The organism is Candidatus Margulisiibacteriota bacterium (assembly GCA_041661965.1).
In the GTDB taxonomy this organism is placed as follows: Bacteria; Margulisbacteria; WOR-1; order O2-12-FULL-45-9; family XYB2-FULL-48-7; genus XYB2-FULL-45-9.
Window position 1 is genome coordinate 534301 of the sequence record JBAZTH010000001.1, and the last position, 15247, is coordinate 549547.

The window sequence follows — 15247 nt, forward strand, 5'->3', positions numbered from 1 at the left end:
TTATGGAAAGCGCGACATTTTTTCTTATTTTAAGCAGTCTCTTTTATCTGTATGTTTATTATAAACGCAGCCCGGGTCTGCTTTCGCTTTATTCCTTCTTCGGCCTCCAATGGCTTTATTTCTGGCTCGGAACCTATTTGATAATCACCGGTTTTTTTCCGAACAATGTTTTCGGCGGAATGGCGTTGAACGATAATGTCGAGGTGGTCAGCATGTTTTTGCTTTTCAACGCGCTCTCGCTTTTCGTGTTTTCCCTGGTTTATCTGGTCTACGGGAAAATACGTTCCGGGTCCGGACCGGTCGCCGAGCCGCCGGTTGAAAAAAAACACCCGAAAAATTACGCCTTTTTTGTTTTCATGGTTTTGACCGCTTTCAACGTTTTAATGTTGGTGCTTAGCCTGAAAACAAGTTATATGGGGGCTGATTGGCTGACTCATTCGATCAATGCCAATCTTCGGAACGTATTTGTCGGGATCTTTATTTATTATATGCTGATTGAAAAATTCGAACTATTGACGTTGTTTGTTTTCTTGAGCTTTTGCGCTTCGACCTTTATTTATGGCGGCAGGATGTACCTTTTGGTCGCCGCCGCGGCCTATTTGGCCTATCTTTTCAACCGGCGGATCATCAGCGTCAAGCATCTGTTTGTTCTTGGGCTGATCGGCGCGCTTTTTTTGTCGGCGGTCGGACTCTACCGCGTCAAACTTATCGATCGCGTTATTAAGACTCCCAAATACCTCTTGATGCCGATTTACGCCGATAGTGTTTTTACCGCTTATCCTGCCCTTTATGTAATTGACCGCTGGCAAAGGGGAGGGATCGGCTATTACACCATGTACACCCACTATCTGGTCGATTCCATATTGATTTATGTGCCGAACTTTGTTTACGCCTCCAGCGGCGTGAATAAAGTGGCCCAAAGCGGGCTCCTGGGCGCCTGGGAGGACGATCATGGCGGCCTAAGCACGATCTCGCCGCAAGGAGGATTTCATTATATCGCCGAGGCCATGGCGGCCGGCGGCATTCTGGGAGTCGCATTGTTCAGCGCGCTGCTCTCTTTTATTTTCATTTTTTTCGAAAGAATGCGCCGCCGCGGCTTGCCCGGCCAATTTTATTATTATAGTTTTCTCGGCGTCGCCGGCGTTGATATTGTCAGTGAAAAATTCGCCTGGTGTTTCCGTTATTTTACCCAGAACGTTTTTTCGGTGCTGATCCTGATCTTTGTCATACAATTATTTTACGAGGGAGCGGCCAATTTTAAGCGCAAAAGGGCGTCAACTGCGGAGCGGCTGAAATGAAGGTCATGATCAACGCTCTTTCCGCCAAGCTTGGCGGCGGCATAACTTATATTCAAAACATTGTTCCGCGCCTGGTAAAAACGGATCCCGACAAAGAATATGAATTATTGGTTTCCAATGAGAATTACGAAAAACTTTGCGACAAAGAATTGCTCGCCAGCCGCGTTAAGATCGTTATCATCAAAGTATCCGGCCTGATCAACCGCTTGCTGAAAGAGCAGCTTGTCGTTCCTTGGATGATCTATGCTAAAAGGATCGATGTTCTTTTCTGCCCGGCTAATATCGTCCCGTTTTTAGCCCCATGCAAAAAAGTGCTTTGGATCCAAAATATCGATCCGTTCGTTCAGGTGGCTGGGGAGCCGCTCTTGCGGCGCCTGCGGATCTGGCTGTTGAAACAGATTACCGTTCTTTCGATGAGATTCTCCGACGTCGTCATTTTTTCCTCCAATTATTCAAGGGAGCTGGCGTTGAAAGCGACCGGGATCGACCGAAAAAAAACGCGGCGGATCTTTTTGGGCGCCGATGTCCGGCGGTTTTCCATAGCGGACGAGGACAGGCCGCGCAGCGGAATCCTTTCGGTTTCGAATATTTCCGGACGAAAAAATTATGAAATCCTGATCAAGGCCTACGATTCACTGCCGCCGGAAATTAAAAAGCGGCATAAATTGAAACTTGTCGGCGCGGTTGATGGTAAATATCGCGACGAACTGCTGGCGCTGTGCGTTAATTCGGAATCGCGTGGTAACATTATTTTTACCGGCATGCTCACGGGCGACAATCTGACCCGGGCTTATGCCGAGTCGCTGATCTTCGTTCTGCCGTCGCTGGTGGAGAGCTTCAGCTTGCCGATAATCGAAGCGATGGCCGCCGGCATGCCGGTGATCGCCTCGAACGCGACCTGTCTGCCGGAAATGATCGGGACTTCCGGCCTGACCTTTGATCCGTTCAATCAGCAAGAGCTGGCTGAATTAATCGTTAAATTGATCGGTAATGAGGCTTTGCGCCGGGAATTATCGGACAAGGGAAGGGAGAAGGCGCAGAAATTTACTTGGGACAATACGGTAATCGAGATAATTAAATTATTTGGAGAGATGAAATGAACAAGAAAACGAATTACGTGAAATATTTTTTCTTCGATCAGCTGACCGGTTTTCCGCGGCGGCATACGCCGCGTCGGCTCTTCAACCTGATTTTAAATCAGATTTCGCGGCGCGTTTTAAGGTCCGACAGGGTGCTCGGTTATCCGATGCATATGAGCATTGAGGTCAACAATACGTGCGATCTGCAATGTCCGATGTGCTCGTCCGGCAAGGGCTATTCGGTCAGAAAAAGGGGTTTGATGTCTTTTGATAATTATAAGCGGATCATCGATGAAATGGCGCCGTATCTTTATAAGGTCGGTCCGTTCAACCTTGGCGAGCCGCTGCTGCATCCGGACATCTTCAAGATGGTCGAATACGCCCGCGATAAAAATATTTCCGTTATGCTTAGTACCAACGGCAACGCCCTCAATGCGGAGAAAGCGGAGAAACTGGTCGAATCCGGCCTGGAAGAACTGATCGTTTCGATCGACGCCGCTTCCCCAGAGACCTATCGCGTTAACCGGCCGGGCGGGGATTTCAACCGGTTAAAAGACAACATTAAACGCTTAATGGAAGTAAGAAAGAACCTTGGAAAGAAAAAGCCGTTCGTGACCGTCAACATGATCCTCATGGAGAACAATACCGCTGAAATGGAGGCTTTCCGCCGTCTGGCTGAAGAATTGAAGGTCGACAAGGTCAACTTCTCCACCTATTGGGAAATGTACCTGGGGGACTCACCCGGCGAAAAAGAGACCGAAAAGTTCGTTCCCAAAGACAAGCGGTTCAAGAACATCATGTCTTCAGTAATGAAAGTCGACCGGACCTGCGGCTGGGCCTGGAGCGGCTGTATCGTCGGCTGGGACGGGAAAGTGGTCCCGTGCTGTTTCGATTATAATGAAACTTACGTTGTTGGCAACGCTTTTGACGGCGGCGTAAAGAAGCTCTGGAACAACGATCGCTATCGGGCGCTCCGGCGGCTGATCTTGCAGGGGAGACAGGGCTCAAAACTATGCCGCGCCTGTCCGCGGGTGTTTTAAACAATGAGGATCATGCTCATGACCAATTGTTATCCGCCGGAGATCGGCGCCGCCGCCAATCAATTTTACGAACTGGCCAATGACCTGAAAAATAAGGGGCACGAGGTCGTCGTTGTGACCAGGTTTCCCCGTCATATTCCGCGGGAACTCTGGCCGGAAAACAGCGGCGGCCTCTTTATCGAGGAAATCAGGGAAGGGGTCAGAGTGATCAGGGTTAATATTCCGCAGCTGTCCAGAAAGATCCCGTTGTTCAGGGAGCTCGAGCATGTTCTGAACATCGTTTGCCTAGCCGTTGCCGCCGCGCGCGCCGGACGGACCGACGTCACGCTGGTCTATTCGCCCCCCATCGTCGTCGGTTACGCCGCCGTTCTGGTCAGGCTGATTACCGGGAGCCGCGTGGTCATGAACGTGCAGGACCTTTTTCCGCAAAGTTTGATCGATCTCGGTTTGATGAAAAACCGGTTGTTTATCCGGGCCGCGCGTTTCCTGGAGAAACTGATCTATCGGTTGGTTGACCGGATCACGGTCATGTCGGAAAGCAATAAAACAATCGTCGAAAAGACCGCCGGCGATCCGGACAAGGTCACGGTCGTCTATAACTGGGTGGACACCGAATTTATTAAGCCGGAAGATAAACATAATGAATTCCGCGAAAAATTGGGGTTGGACGATAAGTTCGTCCTCACTTTTGCCGGTTGCATCGCCGAATCGCAGGATATGGAAATTATATTCAACTGTGCCAAGCTTTTAACGGCGGAGGATAAGATCGTTTTCCTGCTGGCCGGCAACGGCCCGAAGCACGCCGAAACGGAGGCCAAATGGCGGGAACTGGGGTTAAAAAATGTCATCATGATCCCTATTCAGCCGCGCGATAAATATGTTAAACTGTTGGCTGCTTCGGATGTCGGACTGCTGACGCTTAACGCATCGGTCGCCACTCCCGTCGTGCCGTCGAAAATGCTAAGCATCATGTCGGCCGGACGGCCGATCCTGGCGAGCTTGCCGCTTTCCGGTGACGCGCCGAAGTTTATCGAACGGGCCGGTTCCGGTCTCGTCGTCAAAGCGGGAGAAACGGCGGCTTTTCGCGACGCCGTGCTGAAATTGTTTCGCGACCGCGCTTTGGGCGAGAGCTGCGGGCGCCGGGGGAGGGAATGGGTCGTGAACCATTATTCGCTCGCCGTCTGTTCGAAAAAATACGAAGAGCTTTTCGCGCAAGTCGCCGGGCGCGATAAATAATACAAAGGGGAAAGGAATTGTCATGAAACAAGTAGTGCAGAGTTTTAAAACGGGGGAATTGAACCTGGTCGACGTTCCGGCGCCGCAGGTCAAGGCCGGCGGGGTCCTGATCAAAACGACCCGTTCCGCCGTCAGCGTCGGCACCGAGAAATTGATCGTCAATTTGGCCCAGCAAAATCTGGTCGGCAAAGCGCTGTCGCGCCCGGACCTGGTCCGCCGCCTGATTGATAAGGCCAAAACCGAAGGAATTATGGAGGCTTATCAGGCGGTCAAAGGGCGGATGGAGACCCAGCAGCCGCTCGGCTACAGTTCGGCCGGAGAAGTTCTGGCGGTCGGCGCGGGGGTCGACGAATTTAAGATCGGCGATCGCGTCGCCTGCGGCAGTGATCTTTTCGCGACCCATTCGGAGATCACCTGGGTCCCGAAGAACGACTGCGTGAAGATCCCGGACGGGGTTTCCGACGAGGACGCCGCCTTCGCTTATATCGCGGCGGTCGCCATTCACGCCATCCGGAGCGCCGACTTGACCTTTGGTTCCAAGGTCGCCGTGATCGGCCTGGGCTTGCTCGGCCAGATTTCGGTCCAGGTCCTGAAGGCCTGGGGCTGTGATGCTTTCGGCTTCGATCTCGATGCGAAAAAAGTCGCGCTGGCGGTCGAATTGGGGGCGAAAGGCGGGTTGACCGATCGCCAGGCGTTCGCAACGAAAGCTAAATTGCTGACCGACGGCCACGGTTTTGACGCGACGATCATCATGGCTTCGACCAGCAGCAACGACCCGCTGGAACTGGCCGCGGAGATCACGCGGGAGAAAGGGAAGATCGTGGCCTGCGGGCTGGTTAAGCTTGAGGTGCCGCGCAATGTCTTTTTCGAGAAAGAGCTTTCCCTTATCGTTTCCCGCGCGACCGGTCCGGGAAAATTCGATCCCGATTGGGAATTGAAAGGCCATAATTATCCGCTCGGCTTGGTCCGCTGGACGCAGGCCGGGAACATGAAAGAGTTTTTGAGCCTGGCCGCCGACAAGCGGGTGACGATGGCCCCGGTCATTACCCACCGCTTTAACATAGACGAGGCCCTTTCGGCTTACGAACTTCTGCTAAGCAAAGAACACCCATATTATCTTGGCGTCCTGCTTCAGTACAAGGACAGCCCGGCGCAAGAAAAAAAGATCGCGGTGACCGCGCCGAAGGGCGACTACCAGCCGGGGCAACCGGTCGTTGGGCTGATCGGGGCCGGTCTCTTTTCCAATGTGACGATCCTGCCGTGCCTGAAAAAGATCAAGGGGCTTGCTCTGCGCGGCGTAGCGACCGCGACCGGCCTTTCCGGGCGGAACGTTGCCAATCAGTATGGTTTCGAATATTGCACCACCGACTATAAGGAAATCCTTAGCGATAAAAAGATCAACGCGGTAATTATTGCCACGCGCCATGACCTCCATGCCGGGATGATCGTCGAAGCCCTGGCCGCCGGTAAGGACGTTTTCGTGGAAAAACCGCTGGCCCTCAACCCGACCGAATTAAAAGAGGTCGGCGCCGCTTACCGGGAGTCCGGCAAACGTTTGATGGTCGGGTTTAACCGCCGTTTTGCTCCGTCCGCGACGCGGGCCAAAGCCCTTATGGGAGAGATCGGAGCGGTGACCGTCAATTGCCGGGTCAACGCCGGTTTTGTTCCCAAGTCGCATTGGACCTTGAACAAGGAAGGCGGGGGGAGAGTCATCGGCGAAGTCTGCCATTTCATCGACTCGATCCAGTACGCGACCTCTTCCCTGCCGGTCAGGGTCTTTGCGGAAACGATCTCGTCGGCCAACGATCAGGTGACGAACGAGGACAATATCGCCATTACGATTAAAATGAAGAACGGTTCGGTCGCGACCCTCCTTTACACCTCCGTCGGACACAAAGGGATCCCGCGCGAGCGGCTCGAGGTTTTCGGCAATAATCAGAGTTACGTGCTCGATAACTTCGTCGGCCTGGAATTCGTGCGGGACGGGAAGAAGGAAAAGACGAAAAAATTCAATATTGACCGGGGGCACCAAAAGGAATTTGAAGAGTTTTTTGACGCGCTGAAGAACGGCCGCCCGCTACCGGTCGATTTTTCCGAATACGTCTACACGACCCTCGCGACCTTTGCCGTCATGGAGTCGATCAAATCCGGCCGGCCGGTCGAGATTGCGGACCTGTAATGCGGATCGTTATCCTGTCCGAAGCTTTTCCGCCGGAAACCAAGTCCGCGTCGACCCTCTTTTTTGAACTGGCCGCTTCGCTGGTTAAGAGGGGGCATCAGGTGTCGGTCATTACCCGGATGCCGCGCTACAATGTGGCCGACGGGACCGATCTTTCCGCCATCCCGGCGCGGGAGAAACTGGCCGGTGTCGAGGTCCGGCGGTTTCGGACCCCCCCCTTGGCGCGCACCGTTCCCCTGATCAGAGGCTTTGAGCATTTCATTCTCGGCTGGATCTTTTTCTGGGGCGGCCTGTTCATGAAAAGGCCCGATCTGATCCTGGTGTATTCCCCGCCGCTGCCTTTGGGCGTGACCGGTTTCTGGCTCGGGAAGATCAAGCGTTGTCCGGTGGTGGTCAATATCCAGGACCTCTATCCCCAGACGGTCATCGATCTTGGATTGCTGAAGAATAAAATGTTGATCGGCGTCTCGCGCCGGATGGAAAGGTTTATCTATCGCCAATCCGACGCGATTACCGTTCATTCTTTGGGGAACCGGGAGTACGTCCGGGCGCACGGGGCGCGCGACAACCTGGTCGAGGTGGTCCATAACTGGGTCGATATCGATGAGATCAAACCGGCTCCCAAGGGAAATGATTTCAGCCGGAAGCACGGGCTCGGGGAGAAATTCGTTGTTTCTTTCGCCGGGGTTATGGGTTTCGCGCAGGGGCTGGAAGTGGTGATCGGGGCGGCCGATATTTTGCGGAATGAAAAAAACATGCTGTTTGTTTTGGTGGGAGACGGGGTGAAAAAGGCCGAGCTGGAGGGCCTGGTTAAAGAGAAAAAATTAGCGAACGTCTTGTTCGTTCCTACCCAGCCGCTGAAGATCTATCCGCAGATCCTGCACGCCTCCGATCTCTGTCTCGTGACCTTAAAGAAAGATTTGGCAACCCCGGTTGTTCCCGGCAAAATGCTTAGTATCATGGCGGCCGGCAAGCCGGTCGTCGCCAGTCTGCCGCTGCAAGGCGACGCTCCGAAGATCCTGGCGGAATTCAATTGCGGCCTGGCGGTTGAACCCGACAATTCCGGCGAACTTGCGGCCGCGATAAGAAAATTGTATAATGACTCGTCGCTTCGCGAAATTATGGGTAAAAACGGCCGCCAAGGAGCAGAAACCGCCTTTTCCCGGGAACACTGCGTTACCAGTTATGAAAAGATTTTCAAGGCTGTTCTTTCAAGGAGGAAATAATGGACTATAAAAAACAGTATCAGGGGAAAACGATCCTTATTACGGGCGGGGCCGGCGCCATCGGCTCGAACCTGGTCAAAGCTTTGGGGAATCTGGGGGCTGGCAAGATCATCGTGCTTGACGATCTCTCTTCTTCCGAACGGTGGAATGTTCCTTCCCTGCCGAACGTGCTGTTTTCCGAAGGGGATATCGTTGATGAGATCAAATTAAAAAGGGTCTTTTTTGAAGAGCCGGAGTACGTCTTTCATTTGGCGGCGTTTTTTGCCAACCAGAATTCGATCGACCACCCCGAACAGGACCTGCGGGTCAACGGCTTCGGCACCCTGAAACTTCTGGAATACAGCGCCCTGACCGGGGTCAAACGCTTTGTTTACGCTTCATCGGGCTGTTCGATTTACGGCAGTCATGCTCCCATGCCCCTGAAGGAAGATTTCATGTCGATGCACTTGAGCACCCCTTACCAGATCACCAAAATGCTGGGGGAACTTTACTGCAACTTTTTCCAGCACCAATACGACGTTCCTTGCGTCAAAACGAGGTTTTTCAATTCTTACGGTCCGGGAGAGATCCCCGGCCAATACCGGAACGTCATCCCTAATTTTATTTACTGGGCGATGAGCGGCAAACCGCTCCCCATTACCGGGACCGGCGAAGAGACCCGCGATTTTACGTTCGTTGAAGATATCGTCGACGGGCTGTTGCGGGCCGGGGTCATGCCGGAAGCGGTCGGCCAGGAGTTTAACCTTGCTTCCGGCCGGGAAATCCAGATCAAGCAACTGGCGGAGATGATCAATAAATTGACGGGGAACAAGGCCGGCATTAATTTCGCCCCGCGGCGAAAATGGGATACCAAGTCCAGGATCTTGGCCTCGGTCGAACGGGCCAATAAATTGATCGGTTACGCGCCGAACACGACCTTTGAAGAAGGTTTGCCCAAAGCGATCGAGTGGTTTAAAGCCAACTGGGATGATATCCAAAGAGCGGCTAGTTTCGGGCCCGGCGCCTCTTCGGCCGTCAGGGCGATGGTCTGCAAATAAAAACTTAAGGGAGTGTTTTTATTAAAATATTGGTTACCGGTGGGTCCGGATTCATCGGCACGAATATGATCGATCTTCTCCTGAAGGAAGATAATATCGATATTTTGAATATCGACATTAAACCGCCTCGCGAAATTAAGCATAATCAATATTGGCGCCAATGCGACATCCTTGATCTTGAGAAGCTGAAAAAGGAGATCAGGGACTTTAACCCGGAGCTGGTCGTTCATCTGGCGGCGAAAACCGGCCTGAACCGGCCCAATCTGGAAAGTTACGCCGAAAACACCACCGGCGTCAAGAATATGCTGGCGGCGCTTGACGGTACTCCCTCGGTGCAAAGAGCGGTTTTCACCTCAACTTTGTTGGTTTGCGAGATGGGGTACATCCCCAAGCACGATACCGACTATAAGCCGTCCACCCTTTACGGCGAAAGCAAAATGATCGGGGAGAAGATCGTCCGTGGGCGGCAAGATCTGAAGTTCGCCTGGACGATCATCCGGCCGATCTCGATCTGGGGGCCGTGGGGGGAAGAGCCGTACATCAATTTTTTCCGTTCCATCAAACAGGGGTGGTATTTCCATACCGGCAGCGGACATTATAAACGGTCGTTGGGCTACGTTGAGAACGCCGTTTTCTCCATTCTTAAGCTGTTGCGCGCTCCTCTGGAAAAAATTGCCGGGAAAACATTTTACATTGCCGATTATGAGCCCGCCGACCTTTACAATATGGCGGAAGAGATCAGGCTGCAGTTGAACGCGCGCCGGATCTTCAAGCTTCCTTTGACGCCGATAAAGTTGCTGGCCAAAGTCGGCGACCTGCTTCAGCGCTGCGGCTGGGAAAATGTTCCTTTGCAGAGTTTCAGATTGAACAATATTCTGACCGAATATGTGTTTGATATGACGCCGCTCAAAGAGGTCGTCGGTCCGCAACCGTTCAACATCAAAGAAGGGATTGCGCGAACGATCAAGTGGCTTAATCAGGCGCGCCGGATCTGATCGCTAAGGAGTTTTTTCATGAAAGCTTTAATTACCGGGATCACAGGACAGGATGGGTCGTATTTAGCGGAGCTCTTGCTTAGCAAGGGGTACGAAGTTTACGGGATGGTCCGCCGGGCGAGCACCGAAAGTTCCGACCGGATCAACCACCTGATGGACAAGATCACTTTAAAACAGGCCGATCTTTTAGATCAGCTTTCGATCATCGAACTAATCCAGGAAGTTAAACCGGACGAGGTTTATAATTTAGCTGCGCAGTCTTTTGTCCCGACTTCCTGGAACCAGCCGGTCCTGACCGGGGAATTTACCGCCCTGGGGGTGACCCGGATGCTGGAAGCGATCCGCCTGGTCGATCCGAAGATCAAGTTCTATCAGGCTTCGTCGAGCGAGATGTTCGGCAAGGTTAGGGAAACGCCGCAGAAAGAGTCGACCCCGTTTTATCCGCGCAGTCCCTACGGCGTCGCCAAAGTTTACGGCCACTTTATTACCGTTAACTATCGCGAATCATATAATCTTTTCGCTTGTTCCGGGATCTTCTTTAACCACGAGTCGCCGCGCCGGGGGAAAGAGTTCGTTACCCGGAAGATCACCGACGCGGTCGCCAGGATCAAGCTTGGCAAACAGCAAAAGCTTGGGCTCGGTAACCTGGACGCCAAACGGGACTGGGGTTTTGCCGGCGACTATGTCGAAGCGATGTACCTGATGCTCCAGCAGGCGAAACCGGACGATTATGTGATCGGGACGGGGGAGACCCACAGCGTCCGCGAATTTGTGGAGATCGCTTTCTCGCACGTTGGGCTCGATTACAAAAAATACGTTGAAGTCGACAAGCTGTTTCTCCGGCCGGCCGAAGTTGACCTGCTGATCGCTGACAACTCAAAGGCGAAGAAAATGCTGGGGTGGCAACCGAAGGTTGGTTTTGAAGGGCTGGTCAAGATGATGGTTGATTCCGACCTTAAGAGCAACCAGGTGTAATGAAAGCTTTTATTACCGGGATCAACGGCTTTGCCGGGAGCTACTTAGCTGAAGCGCTGCTTAAAAGCGGCCGGCAGGTTGCCGGTTCCGTCCAACCCGGGACCCCGCTGGACAATCTGGCGGCGGTCGAAACGAAATTGAAACTGATCCCCCTCGATCTTAGCGATTCATCCGCCCTTGAAAAGATCATCGCGGCCGAAGCGCCCGACGAGATCTACCATCTGGCGGCGGTCAGCAGCGTCAAAGATTCCCTCGACGACCCCCGCAAATGTTTCATGGTCAACGTCCTGGGAAGCCTCAACCTGCTGGAAGCGGTCCGGCATCATCGTCCTAAAGCGACGGTCGTCCTGGTCACCTCCAGCGAGATCTACGGCGAAGCGTTGAGCGAAAAAGTTTTGACCAGCGAGAGCTCGCCGATCATTCCCAAAAGCCCGTATGCGGTTAGCAAAGCGGCCCTTGACCAGTTGGGGCGTGTCTACGCCAAAACTTACGGCTTGAGGGTGGTCATGGCCCGGCCTTTCAGCCATACCGGACCGCGGCAAACGCCGACCTTCTTTGTTCCGACCGTGGCCAAGCAGATTGCCGAATTGGAAAAAAGCGGGGGGGGGGAGATCAAAGTTGGAAACCTGGAGATCTACCGCGACTTTACCGACGTTCGCGATGTTGTTGACGCTTATATCCTGCTGGCGGAAAAAGGGAAAAGCGGCGAGGCCTATATAATCTGCCGTGGGGAGAACCAATACCTGAAGAAGATCGTTGCCTGTTTGACCGAGCTGGTGAAGGTGCCGGTTAAGGTGACGGTTGACCCGGACCGTTTCCGTAAGGCCGATCTGGTCTCGATGAAGATCGATAATCGGAAACTGAAAGAGCTCGGCTGGCAGCCGCGTCGCCCGCTGGACGCGACTCTGGTCGAGATTTTAGATTATTGGAGAGGAAAAGTTTAGCCAGCCCTCACCCAACTTTAAATGACTTGATTAGTTTTTGTTTTCAACCCTCTCCCAAAGGGAGAGGGAGTTATTCCTTTTTGATGGCAAAGAAATAGTCCCTCTCCTCCGCCAGAGGCGGACGTAGCAGTCGTTGGGAGAGGGTTGCTAACTATTAACTAAACTCGTTGCAGTTACTTGGGTGAGGGTTATACGCCTTTTCTTGCCCTAGGGGGATAGTTGTTCTATAATTACTCCTAATGATCCCTAATTTGATGGTCTTTATTATTGCTTTGATCGGCGGGTTGATTTTTACTCCTCTGGCCAAGTGGCTTTCATTTAAGACCGGGATCCTCGATCGACCGGGCTTCCGCAAGATCCATGATCATCCCATTCCAAGGATGGGGGGAGAAGCGATCCTGCTTTCCATCGGCTTGGCCCTGCTTTTTTATTTCCCCAATCATCGCGAGCTCTGGTCGATCATAATATTCGGGCTTCTGTTCGTTTGTTTTGGCCTGATCGACGACGCCGATATCAAGATCAGGGCCCGGAACAAGATCCTCTCTCATCTGATCTTTTCTTTCCTGTTCATCTATTTTTCCGGGATCACTTTAACGTTCTTTCCGGTGAATTGGATTAATTGGTTGATTACCGCCTGTTTCATCACCTTCATGACCAACTCCATGAACATGCTCGATGGGATGGATGGGTTGGTTGCCGGGATCTCCTGCCTGTCGGCCGGTTTTTTTGCCGTGCTGGCTTGGAACAGCGGCCAGCAGGACCTATTGATGCTGTCGGTTGCCGTAATAGGGGGGACGATCGGTTTCCTTCGTTATAATTTTAATCCCGCTTCGATCTTTCTGGGGGAGGCCGGTTCGACCTTGCTTGGTTTTCTTATGGCCTTGCTGGCGATCAAGTTAAACATATTTACTCTCTGGAATGTCGCCTTATCGCTCGGGATCGAACGGCTGCAGATCATCACCTTTATTGTTCCGTTGATCGTCCTCGGAATCCCGATCTTCGATACATATTTTGTTTTTTCCAACCGTTTCCTCCATCGGATCAAATTCAGCCAGCCGGGGAAAGACCATTCCCACCACCGGATCCACCTGATGGGCTTTTCGCAGAAGGCGACCGTCCTGACCCTCTACGCCGTCCAGATCGTCCTCGGTTCGATCAGCCTGGCGATGATCCGGGCCGATCTCCAGCAGTTCTTCTCGCTACTGTTGATCGTGGCGGTCTTCTTTGTCAGCTTCACCATGCTGCTGCTGCGGGTCAAGGTTTATGAGCACCACGATAGCACAGCTTAACGAAATTTTTGCCTCGATCCAGGGGGAGGGGCTCCACGTTGGCGAGCGACAGATCTTCGTCCGTTTCGCGACCTGCAACCTCAACTGCCAGTATTGCGATTCACCCGCCGCGCTGGAACTGACCGGCACTTACCGGATCGAACTTCCGCCCGGTTCCCATCATTATGAGAACAAGAGCAACCCGGCTTCGGTCGAGCAACTGGTCGGGGAGATTAAAGAGCTACACAAGCCGGACATTTTTCATTCCTTAAGCCTGACGGGAGGCGAGCCTCTCCTGCAGGTCAATTTCCTGAAGGAATTCCTTCCCGCCGTTAAAGCGGCGGTTAAACTGCCGATCTACCTGGAGACGAACGGGGTCTTGGCGGACTTCCTGGTGGAGGTGATCGAAGAGGTTGATATCATCGCGATGGACCTCAAGCTTCCCAGCGCCACCGGGCAATCCCCATACTGGAAAGAGCACCGGAAATTTTTGGAGACCGCCTACCTCAAAGAGGTTTTCGTGAAGGTCGTTTTCAGCAAAGAGTCGAAGATTAAAGAGATCGAAGAGGCGGCGGCGCTGGTCGCCGCAGTCGATGACCGGATCCCTTTCATCCTGCAGCCGGTTACGCCGCACGGCCCGATCAAACACCGGCCGGACGCCGAACAGATCTTTGCTTTCCACACAATGGCAAAGAGAAAATTAAAGAACGTGAGGGTGATCCCGCAGACCCATAAGCTGCTCGGCTTAGCTTAACTTAACTGATGAATGATCCTATCCAGCCACTTGATGTTCTTGTCCCGCATCGGGTTGAACCCCATATCCTGCAGCGAACGGAGCAGTCTTAACTTATACTCGGCCGCGCTTTTGGTCAGTTCCTTGAGCTGGGATTCGATCCAGGCCCTGGCTTCCGGCTTGGCGGAGTGGACGGTCTCCGCCCTGATCTGTTCGGTCAGTTTTTCAAATTCCTCCCGGCTGTTGCAAAGGAGCCGTTTGAGGTGATGGTCCTTGATCCGGGAGACGAGGGAGTGAAGCTCCTGCTGTTCAAGTTCGAACTGATTGAAAAGATCGGCTGAATTCAGGAAGAGTTCATTGGCGATCTTGGCTGTTTCCTGCCGGAGTTGCCGCGAGACCGCCACGACTTTGGCCTCTTCCTCGGGGCTTGGCGCGAAATCAATCGGTTCTTCCATCAGTTTTTCTTCCGGAGTTAAATTTGTTATCTGAACGATGTCCCGGGCGACGGCGATCGGGGAGTGCTTGAGCATCCGTTCATGATCGCGTTTTCGGCTTTGGATCTCTTTAGGGTTTTCTTCCGGCTGGACCTCGGTCAATTCGTTCTCAACTTTCGGGGTCAAATTACGGTCGAGAAAGACCTCGCCGAAATTACGCATCGGGTTGACTTCGTCGCCGGTCCGTTCTTTGATAATTTTTCGGTCAGCGGCGGTAAAAACAGCGCCGGCATTAAAGAGACCAGCTTCAGCCGCCGGGCCGATATTGGGAGTTATTGGATTGATCGGTTGCTCTGCCATATCTATATATTTATCGTATTAATAAGCCAAAAACATGCATTCAAGCGGCATTCTAGCAAAGGGGCCGGGGGAAAGCAAGGGAAGGGGGGAGCAAGCTTAAAGCTATAAGCTTAAGCTGAAAAAATTTCAGTCCATTCATTCATTGCCTTGAGCTGTAAGCTGTATGCTTTACGCTTGGTTTTTTCTCCCCTCTTGACACCTTACTTCTTTAGTGTAGAATTTCTGCATATTCAGAAGGAGGTGGATCTTTCAATGGCGGATACGATAGCTTACTGTGTTAAATGCAAAAAGAAACAGACCATGAATGATGTTAAACAGGTGACGATGAAAAACGGCCGTAAGGCTTCTAAGGGTAAATGCCCAGCGTGCGGCACCAGCATGTTCAAGATCGGCGGCTAATTAATTTAACAAAAAAGGGTCATTCTTCTCGTTGAGAAAGATGG

Annotated in this window: 14 protein-coding genes; 13 read left to right on the top strand and 1 reads right to left on the bottom strand. The window is 52.6% G+C overall.

What is annotated here, in order from left to right; translation table 11 throughout:
- The first annotated feature begins 2 nt into the window (after nt 1-2).
- The 12 genes from WC772_02410 (at nt 3) to WC772_02465 (ending at nt 14031) form a co-directional block, all read left to right on the top strand.
- Complete coding sequence (locus WC772_02410; GenBank protein ID MFA6169607.1) at nt 3-1298, top strand: hypothetical protein; 1296 nt, start codon at nt 3-5, stop codon at nt 1296-1298.
- Nucleotides 1295-2398 carry a glycosyltransferase family 1 protein gene (locus WC772_02415; protein MFA6169608.1) on the top strand — a complete coding sequence of 368 codons (1104 nt, stop codon included), beginning with the start codon at nt 1295-1297 and terminating at the stop codon, nt 2396-2398. Before WC772_02410 ends, WC772_02415 begins: the two co-directional genes overlap by 4 nt.
- A complete protein-coding gene (locus tag WC772_02420) occupies nt 2395-3417 on the top strand; it encodes a radical SAM protein (protein MFA6169609.1) in 1023 nt (340 codons plus the stop codon). The genes WC772_02415 and WC772_02420 overlap by 4 nt, the downstream gene beginning before the upstream one ends.
- Nucleotides 3418-3435: 18 nt before the next feature.
- Complete coding sequence (locus WC772_02425) at nt 3436-4653, top strand: glycosyltransferase family 4 protein (GenBank protein ID MFA6169610.1); 1218 nt, start codon at nt 3436-3438, stop codon at nt 4651-4653.
- Nucleotides 4654-4675: 22 nt separating this feature from the next.
- Nucleotides 4676-6832, top strand: coding sequence for a bi-domain-containing oxidoreductase (locus WC772_02430; GenBank protein ID MFA6169611.1), 2157 nt, complete (start codon nt 4676-4678; stop codon nt 6830-6832).
- On the top strand, nt 6832-8058 hold the full coding sequence (locus WC772_02435; GenBank protein MFA6169612.1) for a glycosyltransferase family 4 protein: 1227 nt from the start codon (nt 6832-6834) through the stop codon (nt 8056-8058). The genes WC772_02430 and WC772_02435 overlap by 1 nt, the downstream gene beginning before the upstream one ends.
- The gene (locus WC772_02440; protein ID MFA6169613.1) at nt 8058-9095 is read left to right on the top strand and encodes an NAD-dependent epimerase/dehydratase family protein; all 1038 of its coding nucleotides are present in this window, start codon (nt 8058-8060) and stop codon (nt 9093-9095) included. Before WC772_02435 ends, WC772_02440 begins: the two co-directional genes overlap by 1 nt.
- A 29-nt stretch (nt 9096-9124) precedes the next feature.
- A complete protein-coding gene (locus WC772_02445; GenBank protein ID MFA6169614.1) occupies nt 9125-10090 on the top strand; it encodes an NAD(P)-dependent oxidoreductase in 966 nt (321 codons plus the stop codon).
- Nucleotides 10091-10108: 18 nt separating this feature from the next.
- A complete protein-coding gene (gene gmd, locus WC772_02450) occupies nt 10109-11065 on the top strand; it encodes a GDP-mannose 4,6-dehydratase (GenBank protein MFA6169615.1) in 957 nt (318 codons plus the stop codon).
- Complete coding sequence (locus WC772_02455; protein MFA6169616.1) at nt 11065-12009, top strand: GDP-mannose 4,6-dehydratase; 945 nt, start codon at nt 11065-11067, stop codon at nt 12007-12009. The genes gmd and WC772_02455 overlap by 1 nt, the downstream gene beginning before the upstream one ends.
- A gap of 239 nt (nt 12010-12248) precedes the next feature.
- Nucleotides 12249-13298 (top strand): MraY family glycosyltransferase, encoded by a 1050-nt coding sequence (locus WC772_02460; protein ID MFA6169617.1) that lies wholly within the window; start codon nt 12249-12251, stop codon nt 13296-13298.
- Entirely contained in the window at nt 13273-14031 is a 759-nt protein-coding gene (locus WC772_02465) for a 7-carboxy-7-deazaguanine synthase QueE (protein ID MFA6169618.1), read from the top strand. Before WC772_02460 ends, WC772_02465 begins: the two co-directional genes overlap by 26 nt.
- Here WC772_02465 and WC772_02470 read toward each other — a convergent pair.
- Nucleotides 14028-14804, bottom strand: a complete 777-nt coding sequence (locus tag WC772_02470) for a hypothetical protein (GenBank protein ID MFA6169619.1) — start codon at nt 14802-14804, stop codon at nt 14028-14030. The two genes, WC772_02465 and WC772_02470, sit on opposite strands and share 4 nt — an antisense overlap.
- A gap of 252 nt (nt 14805-15056) precedes the next feature.
- Between WC772_02470 and WC772_02475 the strand changes: the two genes are divergently transcribed.
- Nucleotides 15057-15203, top strand: a complete 147-nt coding sequence (locus WC772_02475) for a DUF5679 domain-containing protein (protein MFA6169620.1) — start codon at nt 15057-15059, stop codon at nt 15201-15203.
- Nucleotides 15204-15247: the final 44 nt, after the last annotated feature.

Bases quoted from the DNA above. Each gene is read 5' to 3' on its own strand.
- WC772_02435 (MFA6169612.1), top strand. From the start codon at position 6,832: ATGCGGATCGTTATCCTGTCCGAAGCTTTTCCGCCGGAAACCAAGTCC.
- WC772_02430 (MFA6169611.1), top strand. From the start codon at position 4,676: ATGAAACAAGTAGTGCAGAGTTTTAAAACGGGGGAATTGAACCTGGTC.
- WC772_02440 (MFA6169613.1), top strand. From the start codon at position 8,058: ATGGACTATAAAAAACAGTATCAGGGGAAAACGATCCTTATTACGGGC.
- gmd (MFA6169615.1), top strand. From the start codon at position 10,109: ATGAAAGCTTTAATTACCGGGATCACAGGACAGGATGGGTCGTATTTA.
- WC772_02410 (MFA6169607.1), top strand. From the start codon at position 3: ATGGAAAGCGCGACATTTTTTCTTATTTTAAGCAGTCTCTTTTATCTG.
- WC772_02460 (MFA6169617.1), top strand. From the start codon at position 12,249: ATGATCCCTAATTTGATGGTCTTTATTATTGCTTTGATCGGCGGGTTG.
- WC772_02470 (MFA6169619.1), bottom strand. From the start codon at position 14,804: ATGGCAGAGCAACCGATCAATCCAATAACTCCCAATATCGGCCCGGCG.
- WC772_02420 (MFA6169609.1), top strand. From the start codon at position 2,395: ATGAACAAGAAAACGAATTACGTGAAATATTTTTTCTTCGATCAGCTG.
- WC772_02465 (MFA6169618.1), top strand. From the start codon at position 13,273: ATGAGCACCACGATAGCACAGCTTAACGAAATTTTTGCCTCGATCCAG.
- WC772_02475 (MFA6169620.1), top strand. From the start codon at position 15,057: ATGGCGGATACGATAGCTTACTGTGTTAAATGCAAAAAGAAACAGACC.
- WC772_02455 (MFA6169616.1), top strand. From the start codon at position 11,065: ATGAAAGCTTTTATTACCGGGATCAACGGCTTTGCCGGGAGCTACTTA.
- WC772_02425 (MFA6169610.1), top strand. From the start codon at position 3,436: ATGACCAATTGTTATCCGCCGGAGATCGGCGCCGCCGCCAATCAATTT.
- WC772_02415 (MFA6169608.1), top strand. From the start codon at position 1,295: ATGAAGGTCATGATCAACGCTCTTTCCGCCAAGCTTGGCGGCGGCATA.